Below are 16,432 nucleotides of genomic sequence, written 5' to 3' on the forward strand. Positions count from 1 at the left end.
GTAAACCCTTTCGCTTTGGGATAAAGATCACAAAAAAACGTTTCAGCAGCAGCAAATTGCCGCGACTGAACACGAAAAAGGGGATATCGTTTTGAGGAAATTAGTTCGAGCCACGCCCTTTATCAGACGCTGGGGTCAATGTACTTGACTGGCGGGAACGAATAATCCGCATCCGTAAGCTATCATAGGCCCAGTTGTAACAGACGGTGTATGGCAGGAAGAACAGGAAGAAACCAATCTCCAGTATAAATGCCTGTAACAATGAAACCCCTAATACGAAAGCAGCGATAGGCAAGCCAATCAGGATAAATCCACCTTCAAAGCCCAAAGCATGCAGCACCCGCACCAATGCCGTTTTTGCCACCCGGCTCACTGGCCAGAAGTAGTCGAACAGGCTGTTGTAAATAATATTCCACAGCATCGCCACTGAAGAGAGAATGACGGCCAATGCCCCCATTTGTAAAATAGGACGATCCAACAGCCACGCTGCAACAGGGGCAGAAATAGCCACCGCAATCACTTCAAAACCTACGGCATGAATAACTCGTTCAAAAAAAGATCTGTGATGGACTTGCATAAAACACCTACATAATTAACCGATAATATCTTGTTGATGGTGATTATCATCGTTTTTTAAGATAGATTAAAAATAGAACCCATCGATAAAATAGATAGTTTATGCACTATTCTCCTGAGGCATTAATTGCGTTTGTTGAAGCCGCAGCACTTGGCTCCTTCTCAGCCGCAGCCCGTAAACTTCGTAAAAGCCAGTCAACCATCAGCACTGCTATTGCCAATTTGGAGGCTGATTTGGGCTTGACGTTGTTTGACAGGCAAGCGCGTCAGCCAGTGTTAACTGACCATGGGCGCCGTGTGCTGTCTCATGTGCAGGAGATTCTGGCCGCCAGTGAACGGCTGGATAATTTATCCATTAGGTTGGCCGGTCAGGTTGAAACACGGCTGACGTTTGTCCTCTCTGACACTTATCAACCCACACATCATGAAAGCCTGTTGCGCCGCTTTGAGCAGCGCTACCCCGATATTGAATTTGAGTGTTTGATTGCCGAAGATGACGATGTCATAGATTTGCTACAACTGCGGCGTGCTCATATTGGTGTGGTGGAGGTTCAGTCGCACTATCCGCCGGACATTGCAGCCAGCCGTTTAGCCGCACAAACTGAAATGGCGATATTTGTCCAAGCTGACCATCCGTTAGCGCAGTTTTCCCACGTTCGTCCTGAGCAACTGGCAACCACTCGCCAGCTTCGCCTCAATACATACAACCGCACGGAGCGTAATCAGTCGCAGGGGCTAATGTGGTCAGCGCCGAGTTATTTAATGTTACTGGAAATGGCTGAACAAGGTTTTGGCTGGGCCATTTTACCGCGCTGGCTAGTTGAGCAATATAGTCATAGAAAACTGGTGGCCTTGCCCACCGCCGGCTGGCCAAAGATGATCTCAATTGATGCGGTTTGGTCGAAAAAAAGCCCACCTGGCCCGGCAGGCTATTGGTTATTGGATCAATTGACTGGCAATACCAATACAGATAAATAAACCGTTAAAGCACTGTATTTCGGGCCTGAAGAGATTTAGCGATATTGATAAGTAACTCTGGGGCATCCATTTGTGGTAATACCACTTCGATAAAAGCCAACTGCTCAATATTCTCGATGTCTGCCAGCACCTGCTGCAATTGATCAACCTGAGTTACCGTCGCCGTAAAGGATTCTTTACCCTTAGCTAAGGCTTGTGGTAGCTGTGACCAGTTCCATTCGGCCACATCGTTATAGCGTTGCTGTGGCCCGTTAATCATTCGTTCCACGGTATACCCTTGGTTATTCAAGAGAAAAATAATGGGATTTAAGCCACTGCGCAGCATCGATCCTAGCTCTTGAATGGTTAATTGTGCCGCCCCATCCCCCAACAGCAATATCATTCGCCGCTGAGGTTGCGCCACTTGTGCGCCATAAGCTGCGGGTAAACTAAAACCAATTGATCCCCATAATGACTGAGTGAAAAGGATACATTCTGAAGGTAACGTCAGTGTCGCCGCACCAAAGCAAGAGGTGCCCTGATCCGTCACCACAATATCGTTCGGGCGCAGAAAATGTTGGATGTGATACCAAAATGCCTTTTGATCCAGAATGTTATATTGTGGTGCCTCCAACACTGGATGAGCGATCATGGAGGGTTGCCACTCATCTTGCAGTGATTTGCACAATTGATGCAATACCTCCACAGCGACCACCATGGGGATTTGGTTGAACACTTTTTGCCCAATACGCACCTGTTCTGGTTGGATATCAATACAATTATCCTGGGTAATATGCTGGCTGAATCCGGCAGTAGTGGTATCGACAAACCACACTCCGACGGCGATCAGCACATCAGCCTCTTCGATATATGCTTTGACGTTGGCCTCACTGGCCGCACCAGCATAAGTGCCGATAAACATCGGGTGCGTCTCATCCAATAGCCCTTTTCCCATCAATAACGTTGCATGTGGCAGATCCACCTCCGCCAGCCAGTGACGTAACGGTTGTCGGGCACCAAAACGATCGGCCAGAAAATCAGCTAATAGGGCTATCCGTTGCGCCGACTGCAATTTTTCGCGAGCGGCATCAGTAAATGCCTGCAACGATGTCGGCGATAAGAGAGGTTGCGGCAGAGACAACTCACCCAAAGATGTTGCCACATCAGCTTGTGCAACATCGGCGGGCAGTTGGAGATAAACAGGGCGTCGCTGGCACAATGCTGCCACAAGCAAGCGATCTATTTCGGCTACCGCATTCTTGGCAGTCAAGTTGGCCTGCGCGCAGGTAACCTCTTTTGCCATACGGGCAAAATGACCAAAGTCACCGTCACCTAATGAGTGATGCAGCAATTCTCCCGCCTTTTGTGCATCTAGTGCAGGAGTGCCAACAATATGAATAACAGGAAGATATTCAGCATAACTACCTGCTATTCCATTAATGGCGCTTAACTCTCCGACCCCTACAGTGGTTAACAATGCCGCAGCAGGCATGACACGGGCATACCCATCTGCGGCATACGCCGCATTAAGCTCATTAGCGCATCCCATCCAGTGGATAACGGGATGATTTATCACATGATCAAGAAAATGAAGATTGAAATCACCAGGAACACCAAAGAGATGTCGGACACCTAATTGCGCCAAGCGATCCAGTAAGTAATCCGCCACTTTGTAGCTGCTGACCATAACCATATCAACCTTAATGCTGATTATCGTGAGATAAGTATTAAGCAAAACATAAATATATCTAATATTTTTGAATTATTAATTAGCGCGTACTGTCATCTTTTGCTGACATCCCGACTTCAGTCATAAGCATCATCACGTCAACAAGAGATAACGTGATCTCACTAGCTTACGCAGCGGGTGAACACGCATACACTCAAGTGTCGTTTATTCTCATCAATAAGGGTCATCATGGTCTATCAAGCAGCCTCCTCCCGCTATCAGGAAATGGAGTACCATCGTTGTGGTCGTCATGGGCTATTGCTCCCGGCTATTTCACTTGGACTATGGCATAACTTTGGTGATAGCACGCTGTATGAAAATAGCCGTCATTTGGTTCTCCGAGCTTTTGATCACGGTATTACCCACTTTGATTTAGCCAATAACTACGGCCCTCCCCCCGGATCGGCTGAACTGAATTTTGGTCGTATTTTGCAACAAGACCTGCGCCCTTATCGCGATGAGCTGATTATCTCCTCCAAGGCAGGCTACACCATGTGGCCCGGCCCTTATGGTGATTGGGGTTCTAAAAAATATTTGGTGGCCAGTATCAATCAAAGCTTGCAACGTATGGGGTTGGATTATGTTGATATTTTCTATCACCACCGCCCAGATCCCAATACGCCATTGGAAGAAACGATGGCAGCGCTAGACCTGCTCGTACGGCAAGGTAAGGCACTGTATATCGGCTTGTCTAACTACCCGGCGACACTTATGCGTCAGGCTTGCGAAATTTTGGCGCAACTGGGGACTCCATGTCTGATTCATCAACCCAAATACTCAATGTTTGAGCGCTGGATTGAAGCAGATCTGCAAAATACGCTGGAGGAATATGGGGTGGGTTCCATTGCCTTTTCTCCACTGGCTGGCGGGTTATTAACTGATCGCTATTTGACTGGCATCCCATTGGACTCACGAGCCGCCAGTGACAGTAAATTCCTCAATCCTGAACAACTTACAGCGGAAAAACTGACGAAAGTGCGTCAATTGAATGAGTTGGCATTAGATCGTGGGCAGAAGTTGTCGCAGATGTCTTTAGCTTGGGTCTTACGAGGTGGGCGGGTAACCTCGGCTCTGATTGGAGCCAGTAAAACGAGTCAAATCGATGATGCCGTCGGCATGCTGGCAAATACTGAATTCAGTGAAGCTGAGATAAAAATTATCGAAGACATTTTGGTGTAAACGTTTCCTCTCCTATCATCAAACAGGGGCTAAGTGCCCCTGTTAACGTCCTTTCATCATCCTCACAGATAATTCCTAAATCTTTATTTTACAGTTTTATCCGAATCCCAGCGGGGACCGCACTGTTTAAGATGGTGTCATAGCCATAAGGCCAAATAAGGATGAATGATGATAAAAGCGGCCCTGTTTAAATCGACGCTGTTGAAACTGAGTGTCGTGAGACCGAGAAGAATCAAGCCCTTGCTATTGATAACTATATTAGCTTGGTTCCCTCTCATTCCAATGGCAAATGCCGAGAGTATTGAATTGCTACCCAGTGTGTCTTTGCAAATTGGCGAACAAGACCGCAGTGGTAATTATTGGGATGGTTATGATTGGCGCGACCGGCAGTGGTGGCACAACCATCAAGGCCGAGATTTAGGTGAACGAAACCGCCACGGCCATTACTGGGATGGTCACCGCTGGCAAAATAGAGGTTGGTGGAAAAAGAATTATTACTACCATGAAGGCCGCTACTGGAAATATGACAAGCACGCCAAAAAGCAACATCGCGGTCATGGAAAAGGGCATGGTCATCATCACGACTAAGTCACGTTTGTTGTCAGGCGGGAGTTTGCCCCACCCGCCTTATGGCATCATTGTCTGTCGTTGACTAAAGCAAACCCACAAGCAAGTATGCATTTAATCCAACCACGACCAGCACAATCAGTTTCCCCAAATTCTGAATCAATTTTGAGTTAACCATATCTCCCATCAATTCTTTATTGCCGGTGAAAACCAGCAGTGGCACCAATGCCAGTGCGATACCAAAACTGAGCAATACCTGACTCATAACCAGTATCCGGGTAGCATCTAACCCCGCTAAAATAACAATAAAAGAGGGCAGCATAGTCACCAGACGACGAACCCAAATGGGAATGTAAAACCGCACAAAGCCCTGCATAACCACTTGCCCAGCTAACGTCCCGACCACTGTTGATGAAAGCCCGGCGGCCACTAAACTTAAGCCAAAAATAGTGGCGGCAGCATTCCCCAGCAATGGTTGCAATGTTAAATAGGCTTGTTCAATCTCGGCAATACTGCCGTAACCATTGAAATGAAAAGCTGCTGCGGCTGTTGCCATCATCGCCAGATTGACGAAACCGGCGATGGTCATCGCAATCGCGACATCCAATTTCGTCGACGCATAACGATCCGCTTTAGAGCTCTCCCCTGCCGTTTGCGTCAATGAAGAATGCAGATAGATAACGTGCGGCATAATGGTGGCACCCAATACCCCGGCGGCTAAAAACACCGCATCACGGTTAGGTAAATCTGGGACTAACATCCCTCGCCCTAGCGCTGCAATCTCAGGGCGCGAGAAAATAAGCTCAACAATGTAGGCGGCAGCAACAAACAGCAACAACCCACCGATGACCAGTTCGAGCGGTTTTTGCCCACGGTTTTGCAGCATGAGAATGAGGAATGTTGCGATACCCGTCAGTACCGCCCCTTCCAAAAGAGTGACACCTAAGAGCAATTTAAAGCCGATCGCCGCACCGATAAACTCAGCCAAATCCGTTGCTATTGCGATTATCTCGGCTTGCACCCAGTACGCCCAAACTACGGGACGGGGGAAACGATCTCGAATGTGTTCAGCCAGATTTTTACCCGTTGCAATACCGAGTTTGGCAGAAAGTAATTGGATAAGCATGGCCATGATGTTGGCCCAAACGACTACCCATAAAAGGGTGTAGCCAAATGAAGCGCCCGCTTGAATATTGGTGGCAAAGTTACCGGGGTCAATATAACCAATGGCCGCGATAAAAGCAGGCCCCATCAGGGAGAGCTTAATCCTCCTTGATGTACGGCGGGATGTATCGACAGCACGGCTATTCAACATTCAGTATTACCCTTGGGGAATTTACGGCTACTCTCTGATCACCAATAATAGATAAATGATAATAATTATCAAGCGCATTTAGAACGACAAAACTTATCTCTCTGATAGCCAATACCGCATAATTTGCCGTGCAATAATCTTTTGCGCATTGTTTCTGAAAACCGTGCCAAATCTGACATCGCAGCTTCCAAGACTGGGAGCTACAATTATCCAAGCTCATGGATTAAAACTACCTCTTTAGCATATTATTAACATCCTATTTTTTGTGATCTACCCCACTAATTTGTTTGCATTTATGAAAGTGAATTTCTATATTTGCAGCCTACGTCTCGTTTTTAATGTAGCCGTTACATAAAATGTCCACGAAAATCTAGCCTGCCTCAAATTTGGAGCACATATGTCCCATATTCTGCAGTTTGCGTTGGCCTTGATCGTGGTGGCCATATTAGCTCTGGCTGCCTGTAAAGATCGCAAGAGCATCCGCATTCGGTTTGTTATTCAATTGCTGGTTATTGAAGTGTTATTGGCGTACTTCTTCCTCCATTCGGAAGCTGGATTAGGTTTTGTGAAAGGATTCGCCGGCTTATTCGACAAATTACTCGGATTCGCTGCTACCGGTACTGACTTTGTCTTTGGCAATATGGGGGATAAAGGTCTGGCGTTCTTCTTCCTGAGAGTGCTGTGCCCTATCGTCTTCATTTCTGCCTTAATCGGTATTTTGCAATACATCAAAGTACTGCCGATCGTTATCCGTATCATTGGTACTTTATTGTCCAAAATTAACGGCATGGGCAAACTGGAATCATTCAACGCAGTGAGTTCACTGATTCTGGGCCAGTCTGAAAACTTTATCGCTTATAAAGACATTTTGGGCAAAATGTCCGAAAAACGTATGTACACCATGGCAGCAACTGCAATGTCGACAGTTTCTATGTCGATTGTGGGGGCTTATATGTCAATGCTGGACGCGAAATTCGTGGTCGCGGCACTGGTGCTTAACATGTTCAGTACCTTTATCGTGTTGTCATTAATCAACCCGTATAAAGCTGAAGAAGAAGAAGAGTTACAACTCAGTAACTTGCATGAAGGCCAAAGCTTCTTTGAAATGCTGGGGGAATACATCCTGGCGGGCTTCAAAGTCGCCATTATTGTTGCTGCAATGCTGATTGGTTTTATCGCATTGATTGCTGCTGTAAATGCCTTGTTCAGCCTGCTGTTCGGTATTAGCTTCCAAGGAATCTTGGGTTATGTGTTCTTCCCGTTCGCATGGATTATGGGCGTTCCGGCGCATGAAGCCTTGCAAGTGGGTAGTATCATGGCGACCAAACTGGTTTCTAACGAATTTGTGGCAATGATGGACTTGCAGAAAGTCGCATCAGAACTGTCACCACGTAGTGTCGGTATTCTGTCCGTGTTCTTGGTTTCATTCGCGAACTTCTCTTCTATCGGTATCGTAGCCGGGGCGATTAAAGGTCTGAATGAACATCAGGGGAATGTGGTTTCTCGTTTTGGTTTAAAACTGCTATACGGCTCCACACTGGTGAGCGTATTGTCCGCCTCTATCGCGGGTCTGGTACTCTAATAAGTCGCATCAGAAAGCAGTGAATAAAAAGGCGCTACGGCGCCTTTTTTTACAGCTGCAATTCAAGACCAAACGATTCCCCAAAGTCATTGGCGTTGCAGCAAGGCAGCAAGCGAGCAAGCCCCGATGAGCTAACTCAAGTCAGTGATTCGGGCGCGTGAGCACAGCTAACACCGCTGCAGCGCCAAGACCAAACGATTCCCCAAAGTCATTGGCGTTGCAGCAAGGCAGCAAGCGAGCAAGCCCCGATGAGCTGACTCAAGTCAGTGATTCGGGCGCGTGAGCACAGCTAACACCGCTGCAGCGCCAAGACCAAACGATTCCCCAAAGTCATTGGCGTTGCAGCAAGGCAGCAAGCGAGCAAGTCCCGATGAGCTGACTCAAGTCAGTGATTCGGGCGCGTGAGCACAGCTAACACCGCTGCAGCGCCAAGACCAAACGATTCCCCAAAGTCATTGGCGTTGCAGCAAGGCAGCAAGCGAGCAAGTCCCGATGAGCTGACTCAAGTCAGTGATTCGGGCGCGTGAGCACAGCTAACACCGCTGCAGCGCCAAGGACGAAGGGGAATCACCAATCAATACCCTTCTGCGCCTTAACCCCACAATCAAAAGCATGCTTAACAGGCCGTAATTCGCTGACGGTATCTGCGAGGGCAATGAGATCGCGATGACATGCTCGCCCGGTGATGATGACGCTTTGATTCTTAGGTCGTTCTTTTAACGTGGTTATTATTTCGTCTAGTGCCAAGTAACCGTAAGTGATCATGTAAGTTAACTCATCTAGAATCACGAGATGGTATGACGGGTCGGATAACATTCGACGGCCTTGTTCCCATACCCTCTGTGCTGCGAGGGTATCTGCCACCTTGTCTTGTGTCTCCCAAGTAAAACCGGTTTTCATAATATGAAACTCAACCCCGTTGCGACTCAACAGATTATATTCACCACTTTCCCATGTGCCTTTAATAAACTGAACGACGCCAACTTGCTTATCATGACCAATAGCTCGTGCCGCCGAACCAAAAGCTGCTGTACTTTTTCCTTTACCATTACCGGTAAATACAATGATGATACCGCCCGTTTTAGTCGCTTCAGCAACACGCGTTTCAACCTGTTCCTTAAGATGTTGCTGCCGCTGCTGATACCGTTCTTCGCTCATTGAGATACCCTCCGCGCAAAAGCTAGTGCTGACAACCTGCGCATACTTTCATCTGAATTAGGTCAAAGAATGAGTTACCTTTATCATCAAGCAAAATAAAGGCGGGGAAATTTTCGACTTCCATTTTCCATACTGCTTCCATGCCCAGTTCGGGAAACTCGATACATTCCAGGCTTTTGATATATTCCTGCGCCAAAATAGCCGCAGAACCACCAATGCTGCCTAAATAGAAGCCACCATGCTTTTGGCAGGCTTGCGTGACTTCATGGCTGCGATTACCTTTAGCCAACATCACTAAACTGCCACCATGGGATTGAAAAAGGTCGACATACAAATCCATGCGCCCTCCTGTTGTTGGCCCCATGGAACCTGAAATAAATTCGTCTGGCTTTTTAGCTGGCCCCGCATAATAGACAGGGTGATCTTTCATGTATTGCGGTAATTCCTCTCCTTGTTCCAGACGCTCTTTCAGTTTGGCATGGACAATATCTCGGGCCACAATTAATGAACCATTCAGCGAGACACGCGTAGAGACGGGATAGCCTGAAAGTTGTCGACGAATTTGATCCATCGGTTGGTTTAGATCGATATTCACCACCGTCCCTTCGTTACTTTCCCGTAAGTCTTCGGGGATATATTGCTCAGGATGCCGCTCTAACTTCTCAAGCCATATTCCCTCTTTGTTTATTTTGGCTTTAATGTTTCGATCAGATGAACATGAAATCGCCATACCTATCGGGCAGGAACCACCATGGCGTGGCAAACGAATAACGCGGACATCATGGGCAAAATACTTGCCACCAAATTGAGCACCCAGACCAAATGCCTGAGAAGCTTGAAGCAATTCTTGCTCAAGTTCGATATCACGAAAAGCTCGCCCGTATTCATTACCTTCCATGGGCAAGTTGTCATAATATTTAGTTGAGGCTAATTTTGCCGTTTTCAAAGTTAATTCAGCAGAGGTACCGCCGACGACAAATGCTATATGATAAGGAGGGCATGCCGCCGTTCCTAACTCTCTCATTTTTTCAATTAAAAAAGCAGTCAGTTTTTTCGGCTCCAGCAATGCTTTAGTCTCTTGATACAGTGCTGCTTTATTTGCTGAACCGCCCCCTTTATTAACAAACAGGAAAGAATATTCCGCCCCGGTAGTCGAGAAAATATCAATTTGCGCAGGAAGGTTTGTTCCAGTATTGATTTCGGTATACATATCCAATGCGGCATTTTGTGAATGGCGCAAATTATCATCACGAAAGGTGTTATAAATACCGCGAGACAGTGCTTGTGCATCATCAATATCGGTCCACACTCTCTGGCCTTTTTGGGCAATAATGGTAGATGTCCCCGTATCCTGACAGTTTGGTAAAATGCCCTTAGCTGAAATTTCTGAGTTTCTCAGTAGTTGAAGTGCGACATATTTATCATTTTCGCTAGCTTGAGGATCGTGCAAAATAGCAGCAACTTGCTGTTGATGTGCTGGGCGTAGAAAAAATGAGGCATCATGGAAAGCTTGTTGAGAGACTAATGTCAGAGCCTCTGGTTTCACTCTTAATATTTCTATTCCCGCAATTTTAATAGTCGAAACATACTTATCTGTTAGTAAGTAATACTCTGTTTTATCCTCAGTAAGAGGAAATAGTTCTTGATAGGAAAAACCATTTTTATGCATTATTTTCACTCTATTAACCAAATATAAACAGCAGGCAGAACATACTTGTTATTTATATTGAAAAGGGTTTGAGAAATAACATCTTGAATTGCCATATGCATTACACCTCCATTATTGGCGGGATAAGATAAAAAGCAATTGTTCTATCTGCAATACATAATGTTTTCTAGTGAACAAGTCGGTGACGAAATGATATTTATATACACAATTAAAGCATATTGACCACAATGATTTTTATAAATGTCCGTTTAATAAATTATCAGCTAACCCATGTTCTTTTTAGCTCTTCTTCTTTCGATTTCGCATGTACCCAACGGCTGAATTTTTGCAAACTTCTTAACCCTCTTTTGCCATCTTTATAAGTCAGTACAAAATGATTTCCAGTACTCATCGGCAAATCACAAGGAATAACCATATCACCATTTTCTAAATCCTTATGAATGGCAAAGCGAGGTAATAACGCCACGCCCAAATTAGAGCGAACGGCTGAAATTAGCATTGATAAAAGATCAAATCGCGGCCCCATTCGCACTTTGGGATTGTTCACTCCAGAGAGTGCAAACCAATCATACCAAGAGTCTAAACGAGTCGTTTGATGCAGTAGTGTAAATTCGTCCATCAATTGTTCCGCACGCATAACCTTTTTATCATCGCGCCACAGCATGCGGCTACATACCGGAATCAGTTCTTCTTCAAATAGATGCTCATTTTCTGCCCAAGGGCTGCTGAAATCTTCACGCATAATCGCAGCATCATATTTCAGATTCAAAAAATCTGCAGGTGTCGTGAGAGCAATTAAATTCAGAACAATCTCCGGATGATTCTCATGAAAATCACTAAGATTCGGGATCAACCAATGCGTGCTAAACGTGGGTGTTACTGCTAATTCTAAAATCTGTTGAGTCGATTGATAAGACATAATACTTTGCGTATCCCTTTCCAATTGCTCTAAGGTATCTCTAACTAAGCCAAGATAATAACGCCCTGCATCATTCAGAAATATCCGCTTACGAACATGGTGGAATAGTGAAACGTTAAGTAAATCTTCCAGTGCTGTAATTTGGCGGAAAACGGCACTTTGTGTTAACGCCAATTTTTCGGCTGCTCGAGTATAACTTTCATATTGAGCAACTGCTTCAAATGTCACTAATAAGTCTGTTTTAGGAATTTTGCACCGCATTGTGACTCACCCATTATTTCATGAAATCATTGATTAGATAGCCTGCTATGCCATACCGAGACATTTACATTAGAAATGTAAGACGGATTTTATTTGTTTTTAACATACACAAAATTATATATATAAACATAGCGATCAGCCATTTTTGTGATTGCCCTCATAATTATCAATAACAAATGTAATATTAAAGTTAAAAAACAAAATAATGAATGAAAACATAATTAATAACAATGCAAAAAAAAATAAAATAACAGACTTAAATTTAAAAATTAATATCATATATTATGAAGAGTTCATTCCTAAAAGTGATTAAATAATGGGAGCAAGGTCATGTATCTCATTCTTCTTTTATGGATAATGATGCTGCGCTCAAGCTATACATTAATTTTTAGATAATAAACTCTTACGATTTTAAAAAATCTTATGCCTTCGCTGCTATAAAGGTCGTTCTAATGAGTCTAGGAAAAGTATTATTAGTCGGGGCAGGCCCGGGAGATGCATCATTAATCACCGTGAAAGGGTTACTGGCTATCCGTGAAGCCCAAGTTCTTGTCCATGACCGTTTAGTTAATCTTGAGCTAATTGCTCAAGCACCACCTAATTGCCAAATTATTAATGTAGGAAAAGCCTCAAATCACCATCCGATTCCACAGGAACATATCAACCAAATACTGATCGATCACGCATTAGCTGGTAAAAATGTCGTGCGCCTTAAAGGCGGTGACCCCTATGTATTTGGCCGTGGTGGAGAAGAGGCCGAAAGTCTTTCACACCGTAATATCCCTTTTGAAATAGTGCCAGGCATCAGTTCCTCAATTGGTGGATTAGCCTATGCGGGGATTCCGGTAACCCATCGCCACTATGCTTCCAGTTTTCATGTTGTCACCGGGCATATGAGTCAGGGAAATGAACCACAGAATTGGAATGCATTAGCCCAATTAGACGGCACACTGATTGTGCTGATGGGAATGAGCCGACAAGAGGAAATTTGCCAGCGATTAATCAAAGGAGGCAAATCGCCGGAGACCCCTGCTGCTGCAGTGATGTATGCCAGCCACCAGCAACAAGAAATAGCTAAAGGAACACTGAGCACACTAAAAGATGAGATTGCTCGTAAAAAGGTCCATGCGCCAGCATTGTTAGTCATCGGTGATGTGGTCAATCTTAGCGATGTGCTGGCTTTTACTTCTCATTCAATCGACATCAACCATGAGCCACTCTTGCAAGTCATATAATGCATTGTCCGCAAAAGGGTTATCGTTGTAGGGATTATCATTGTAAGGATACTTTTCATGGCTGAAGCACACTGCCCGGCCTCCTGCGGTGAATTACTCCAGGGGTGGATCTTGGGTGGCGAAAAACTGATTTCCTGCCCGATAAATTGGTACAGCAATGTATCTGTGACACAAGGAAAGCCAGGTCCACGCGAGCGGCCTCGTATGCGCCAAATGGTGAAACAAGTCTTGGCGCACTTTGACCAATCTCCTCTCCTTGCTGAGAATATCTGTATCGAGTTCGAATCAACTATTCCGGTCGCCAAAGGATTAGCGAGCAGCACCGCAGATATTGCAGCGACAGCAATGGCCACCAGCCGTTTGTTGGGCCAACCATTAAGTGATGAGTCACTAGCCCAACTCTGTGTGGCGCTTGAACCGACCGACAGCACTATATTTAAGGATCTCACTCTTTTTGATCACCAAACAGCACAAACCCAGCTCTCATTTCCTTGGCTACCTGACATCGATATTGTATTGCTCGAAAGTTCACAAACAGTGCTAACAGAGGAATTTCATCAACGAAAGCGCCATTCATTGCTGCTGAAACAGGCTCCCTATTTGGTAAAAGCGATGCAACAGTTCCTGTTAGCAAATGAAAGGCGATGTTGTTACACACTTGGAGAAGCAACAACCTTGAGTGCCATCGCCAGTGAGTCACTACTGCCTAAACCCCAGTTCTATCAATTGCTGGATATCGTCGAACACAGTGGCATTTATGGTTTAAATGTGGCTCACAGTGGCAGCGTCATTGGGCTACTGCTTAATCATTGTCAACATGACGTCGAGCGCCTGCTCAGAATGTTGCACCGAAAGCAAATAATTAAAAATTATCCTCGTATGCATTTGGTCAAAATGGTAGCAGGTGGAGTCCGTTAATTAATGTAAGAAGGGTATCTATCTTTCGGATGGCATATTATCAATTTGAGCATGAATATATATTTTTTATATTCAAAAGAACCACCATTAAAATATGATCACTATCACAACTTGAGAAGATAAATAATTTGGCACAGATCACAATTCATCTATAAATATTCACATTGTCAAAAATAACATTTATCCATCCTTATTAACAAAGTGATAGCTGTTATTTTAACAAATTGATTTACAATGAGTTTAATCAACAACAGCATGTAAAAACTAATAAATATTTTTGTTTTACACTTTTTTCAAGATGTCCTGACAATAAATCAATTGTATTTAATTTAATGGAGAAGCACATTAAACAACAATAAAACCCCAGCAAGTCTCCATCGCATTTATAGACCAGGGGAATGAAATACGTCATTACAAAAAATAATATTATTTAATTTCGCGTGGAGAGTGAAATGCTAGGTTTTACTTTCTGCTCACCAAACAAAAATATAGAGACCGTAATCTACATAGAGGGCTTAACATGCAAAATCCAACAATTGTTATTGGCGTCATTGGTGCTGATTGCCATGCTGTTGGTAATAAGGTGCTAGACCGCGTATTTACAATGCACAATTTCAACGTAATTAATCTCGGCGTAATGGTGAGCCAAGATGAATATATTGATGCAGCTATTGAAACCGGTGCTCAGGCCATTGTCATTTCCTCTATTTATGGACATGGCGAGGTAGATTGTATCGGTATGCGCGAGAACTGCATTGAGCGCGGGATTGGTGAAATATTGCTTTATGTCGGTGGAAATTTGGTGATCGGCAAACATGATTTTTCAGAAATCGAAATCAAATTTAAAGAGATGGGCTTTAATCGTGTTTTCGCGCCAGACACAGACTTGGAATTAGTCTGCTCCCTGATGAAAAGTGATATTGACCATGTCATGCAGGCAGAGGAAACAGCCGAGGGCATGCAATGATCAGCGTTTCTATCGATATTGGCTCCACCTGGACGAAAGGGGCGGTATTTGAAGTAGGTGATAATGACAATATTGTTGTGAAAAACTATGCCTTGTCCCCTACAACCCCCCACCACTTAGCTGAGGGGTTCTTTTCTGTATTAAATAAGATTCTGGGTGTTAGCGATGCACGCCCATTATTGGCCTCTGGGAAGGTAAAGATTGATTACTCCTCCTCTGCTAAGGGGGGGCTGTCTGTTGCGGCTATTGGATTAGTGCCCAATATTACGTTGGAATCGGCTAAAGTGACGGCACATTCCGCAGGTGCCAAAGTATCGCAGCATTTTGCCTATAACCTAAATAAGTCAGATGTACGGGCTTTAGAGAAATCACCACCGGACATTTTGTTATTTACCGGCGGCACTGATGGTGGAGACTGCAGCCACGGCTTATTAAATGCCAAACTCTTGGCTCAATCGGATCTTGAATGCGCCATTATTTATGCCGGAAACCGTGATCTGGATGATGAGGTGCAGGACATTCTCGGCAGTAAAGACTTAACCATTGTTGACAACGTCTTGCCCAATCTTGATAGCCCTAATCCGTATGGTGCACGCAAGGCCATTTGTGACATTTTCTTGCATAAAATTGTGAAAGGGAAAGGGTTAGATATTATCGTCGATCAAACCGGCGAAGAACCATTACCCACCCCCTATTCCGTCTTTGAATTAGTTCAGCAAATTCGCCAACACGTGCCCGATTGGGAAACCTTCATGCTGATCGACATGGGGGGAGCGACTACAGATATCTACTCCTCCTACAATAACCACTTACTGCCTGACACGGTCATGCACGGTCTGCCAGAACCACTGATTAAGCGCACCGTCGAGGGTGATTTAGGGATGCGTGTTTCAGCCATCAATGCCGGCGAAACCGGCGCATCCATGATCGACCATTATTTCGCCCATCAACAAACCAAAATTGATGCTTTTCATCACTATTTAAAATACATCACGACCCATCCAGGTTACGTGCCAAGTTCCGATGAAGAGTGCGTATTTGACCAGTTGCTTGCCGGGATTTGTGTCGGATATGCCTCTGAGCGCCATGCGGGTACTAAAACGCAGGTCTGCACCTGTGCGGGCAATATTGACCTGCAACTTGGCCGTGATTTAAGTCTCGTACAAAAAGTCATTGGCACCGGAGGGTGGCTCTCCAGAGCAGATTCATTTGATATCCATAACTGGCTGAAATATCGCGATTTTGATGATAAAGGCAAGCAAGTGCTGCTCCCCAACCAGTTTGAGTATTACAGAGATACGCAAGGTTTACTTCCCCTGCTCGCTAATGTCGCTCGTCGCTTTCCTAAAGCTGCCGCCCAGACTGGCGTTCGAATTTTGAACAAGTGAAAATTGGAGTCA

Annotated in this window: 14 protein-coding genes; 8 read left to right on the forward strand and 6 right to left on the reverse strand. The window is 44.9% G+C overall.

What is annotated here, in order from left to right; genetic code table 11:
• Positions 1-100: 100 nt before the first annotated feature.
• On the reverse strand, positions 101-577 hold the full coding sequence (locus tag HUZ92_RS11980; protein ID WP_050101466.1) for a multidrug/biocide efflux PACE transporter: 477 nt from the start codon (positions 575-577) through the stop codon (positions 101-103).
• Positions 578-678: 101 nt separating this feature from the next.
• On the opposite strand from HUZ92_RS11980, the gene HUZ92_RS11985 reads away from it, so the two are divergent.
• Positions 679-1,554 carry a LysR family transcriptional regulator gene (locus HUZ92_RS11985; protein WP_050101465.1) on the forward strand — a complete coding sequence of 292 codons (876 nt, stop codon included), beginning with the start codon at positions 679-681 and terminating at the stop codon, positions 1,552-1,554.
• A 4-nt stretch (positions 1,555-1,558) separates the two neighbouring features.
• Here HUZ92_RS11985 and HUZ92_RS11990 read toward each other — a convergent pair whose 3' ends face one another.
• On the reverse strand, positions 1,559-3,220 hold the full coding sequence (locus HUZ92_RS11990; RefSeq protein WP_050296390.1) for an alpha-keto acid decarboxylase family protein: 1,662 nt from the start codon (positions 3,218-3,220) through the stop codon (positions 1,559-1,561).
• A gap of 231 nt (positions 3,221-3,451) precedes the next feature.
• On the opposite strand from HUZ92_RS11990, the gene HUZ92_RS11995 reads away from it, so the two are divergent.
• Positions 3,452-4,441: an aldo/keto reductase gene (locus HUZ92_RS11995; RefSeq protein ID WP_050101464.1), complete on the forward strand. Its 990-nt coding sequence runs from the start codon at positions 3,452-3,454 to the stop codon at positions 4,439-4,441.
• A gap of 168 nt (positions 4,442-4,609) precedes the next feature.
• Entirely contained in the window at positions 4,610-5,029 is a 420-nt protein-coding gene (locus HUZ92_RS12000; RefSeq protein ID WP_072086763.1) for a DUF2502 domain-containing protein, read from the forward strand.
• A 64-nt stretch (positions 5,030-5,093) separates the two neighbouring features.
• Here the strand turns inward: HUZ92_RS12000 and HUZ92_RS12005 are convergent, their stop codons facing one another.
• Positions 5,094-6,323: an Nramp family divalent metal transporter gene (locus HUZ92_RS12005; protein WP_050101463.1), complete on the reverse strand. Its 1,230-nt coding sequence runs from the start codon at positions 6,321-6,323 to the stop codon at positions 5,094-5,096.
• A gap of 397 nt (positions 6,324-6,720) precedes the next feature.
• On the opposite strand from HUZ92_RS12005, the gene HUZ92_RS12010 reads away from it, so the two are divergent.
• Entirely contained in the window at positions 6,721-7,905 is a 1,185-nt protein-coding gene (locus HUZ92_RS12010) for a NupC/NupG family nucleoside CNT transporter (protein WP_050101462.1), read from the forward strand.
• Positions 7,906-8,472: 567 nt separating this feature from the next.
• On the opposite strand, the gene cobO is transcribed toward HUZ92_RS12010, so the two are convergent.
• The 3 genes from cobO to HUZ92_RS12025 form a co-directional block, all read right to left on the reverse strand.
• Complete coding sequence (cobO, locus tag HUZ92_RS12015; RefSeq protein WP_145579448.1) at positions 8,473-9,063, reverse strand: cob(I)yrinic acid a,c-diamide adenosyltransferase; 591 nt, start codon at positions 9,061-9,063, stop codon at positions 8,473-8,475.
• A 22-nt stretch (positions 9,064-9,085) separates the two neighbouring features.
• Entirely contained in the window at positions 9,086-10,732 is a 1,647-nt protein-coding gene (locus HUZ92_RS12020; RefSeq protein ID WP_050140707.1) for a fumarate hydratase, read from the reverse strand.
• Between the two features lie 259 nt (positions 10,733-10,991).
• A complete protein-coding gene (locus HUZ92_RS12025) occupies positions 10,992-11,912 on the reverse strand; it encodes a LysR substrate-binding domain-containing protein (protein WP_050101459.1) in 921 nt (306 codons plus the stop codon).
• Positions 11,913-12,364: 452 nt separating this feature from the next.
• Here HUZ92_RS12025 and cobA point away from each other — a divergent pair, with 452 nt between their 5' ends.
• From cobA to glmL, 4 genes are all read left to right on the forward strand, one after another.
• Positions 12,365-13,147 carry a uroporphyrinogen-III C-methyltransferase gene (gene cobA, locus HUZ92_RS12030; RefSeq protein ID WP_145525438.1) on the forward strand — a complete coding sequence of 261 codons (783 nt, stop codon included), beginning with the start codon at positions 12,365-12,367 and terminating at the stop codon, positions 13,145-13,147.
• Between the two features lie 57 nt (positions 13,148-13,204).
• Positions 13,205-14,065, forward strand: a complete 861-nt coding sequence (locus HUZ92_RS12035; RefSeq protein WP_145579447.1) for a GHMP family kinase ATP-binding protein — start codon at positions 13,205-13,207, stop codon at positions 14,063-14,065.
• A 520-nt stretch (positions 14,066-14,585) separates the two neighbouring features.
• On the forward strand, positions 14,586-15,032 hold the full coding sequence (gene glmS, locus HUZ92_RS12040; RefSeq protein WP_050101456.1) for a methylaspartate mutase subunit S: 447 nt from the start codon (positions 14,586-14,588) through the stop codon (positions 15,030-15,032).
• Positions 15,029-16,420, forward strand: a complete 1,392-nt coding sequence (gene glmL / locus HUZ92_RS12045; protein ID WP_050101455.1) for a methylaspartate mutase accessory protein GlmL — start codon at positions 15,029-15,031, stop codon at positions 16,418-16,420. The genes glmS and glmL overlap by 4 nt, the downstream gene beginning before the upstream one ends.
• Positions 16,421-16,432 lie beyond the last annotated feature (12 nt).

Origin of the sequence: Yersinia vastinensis (genome assembly GCF_902726565.1) — a bacterium.
GTDB lineage: Bacteria > Pseudomonadota > Gammaproteobacteria > Enterobacterales > Enterobacteriaceae > Yersinia > Yersinia vastinensis.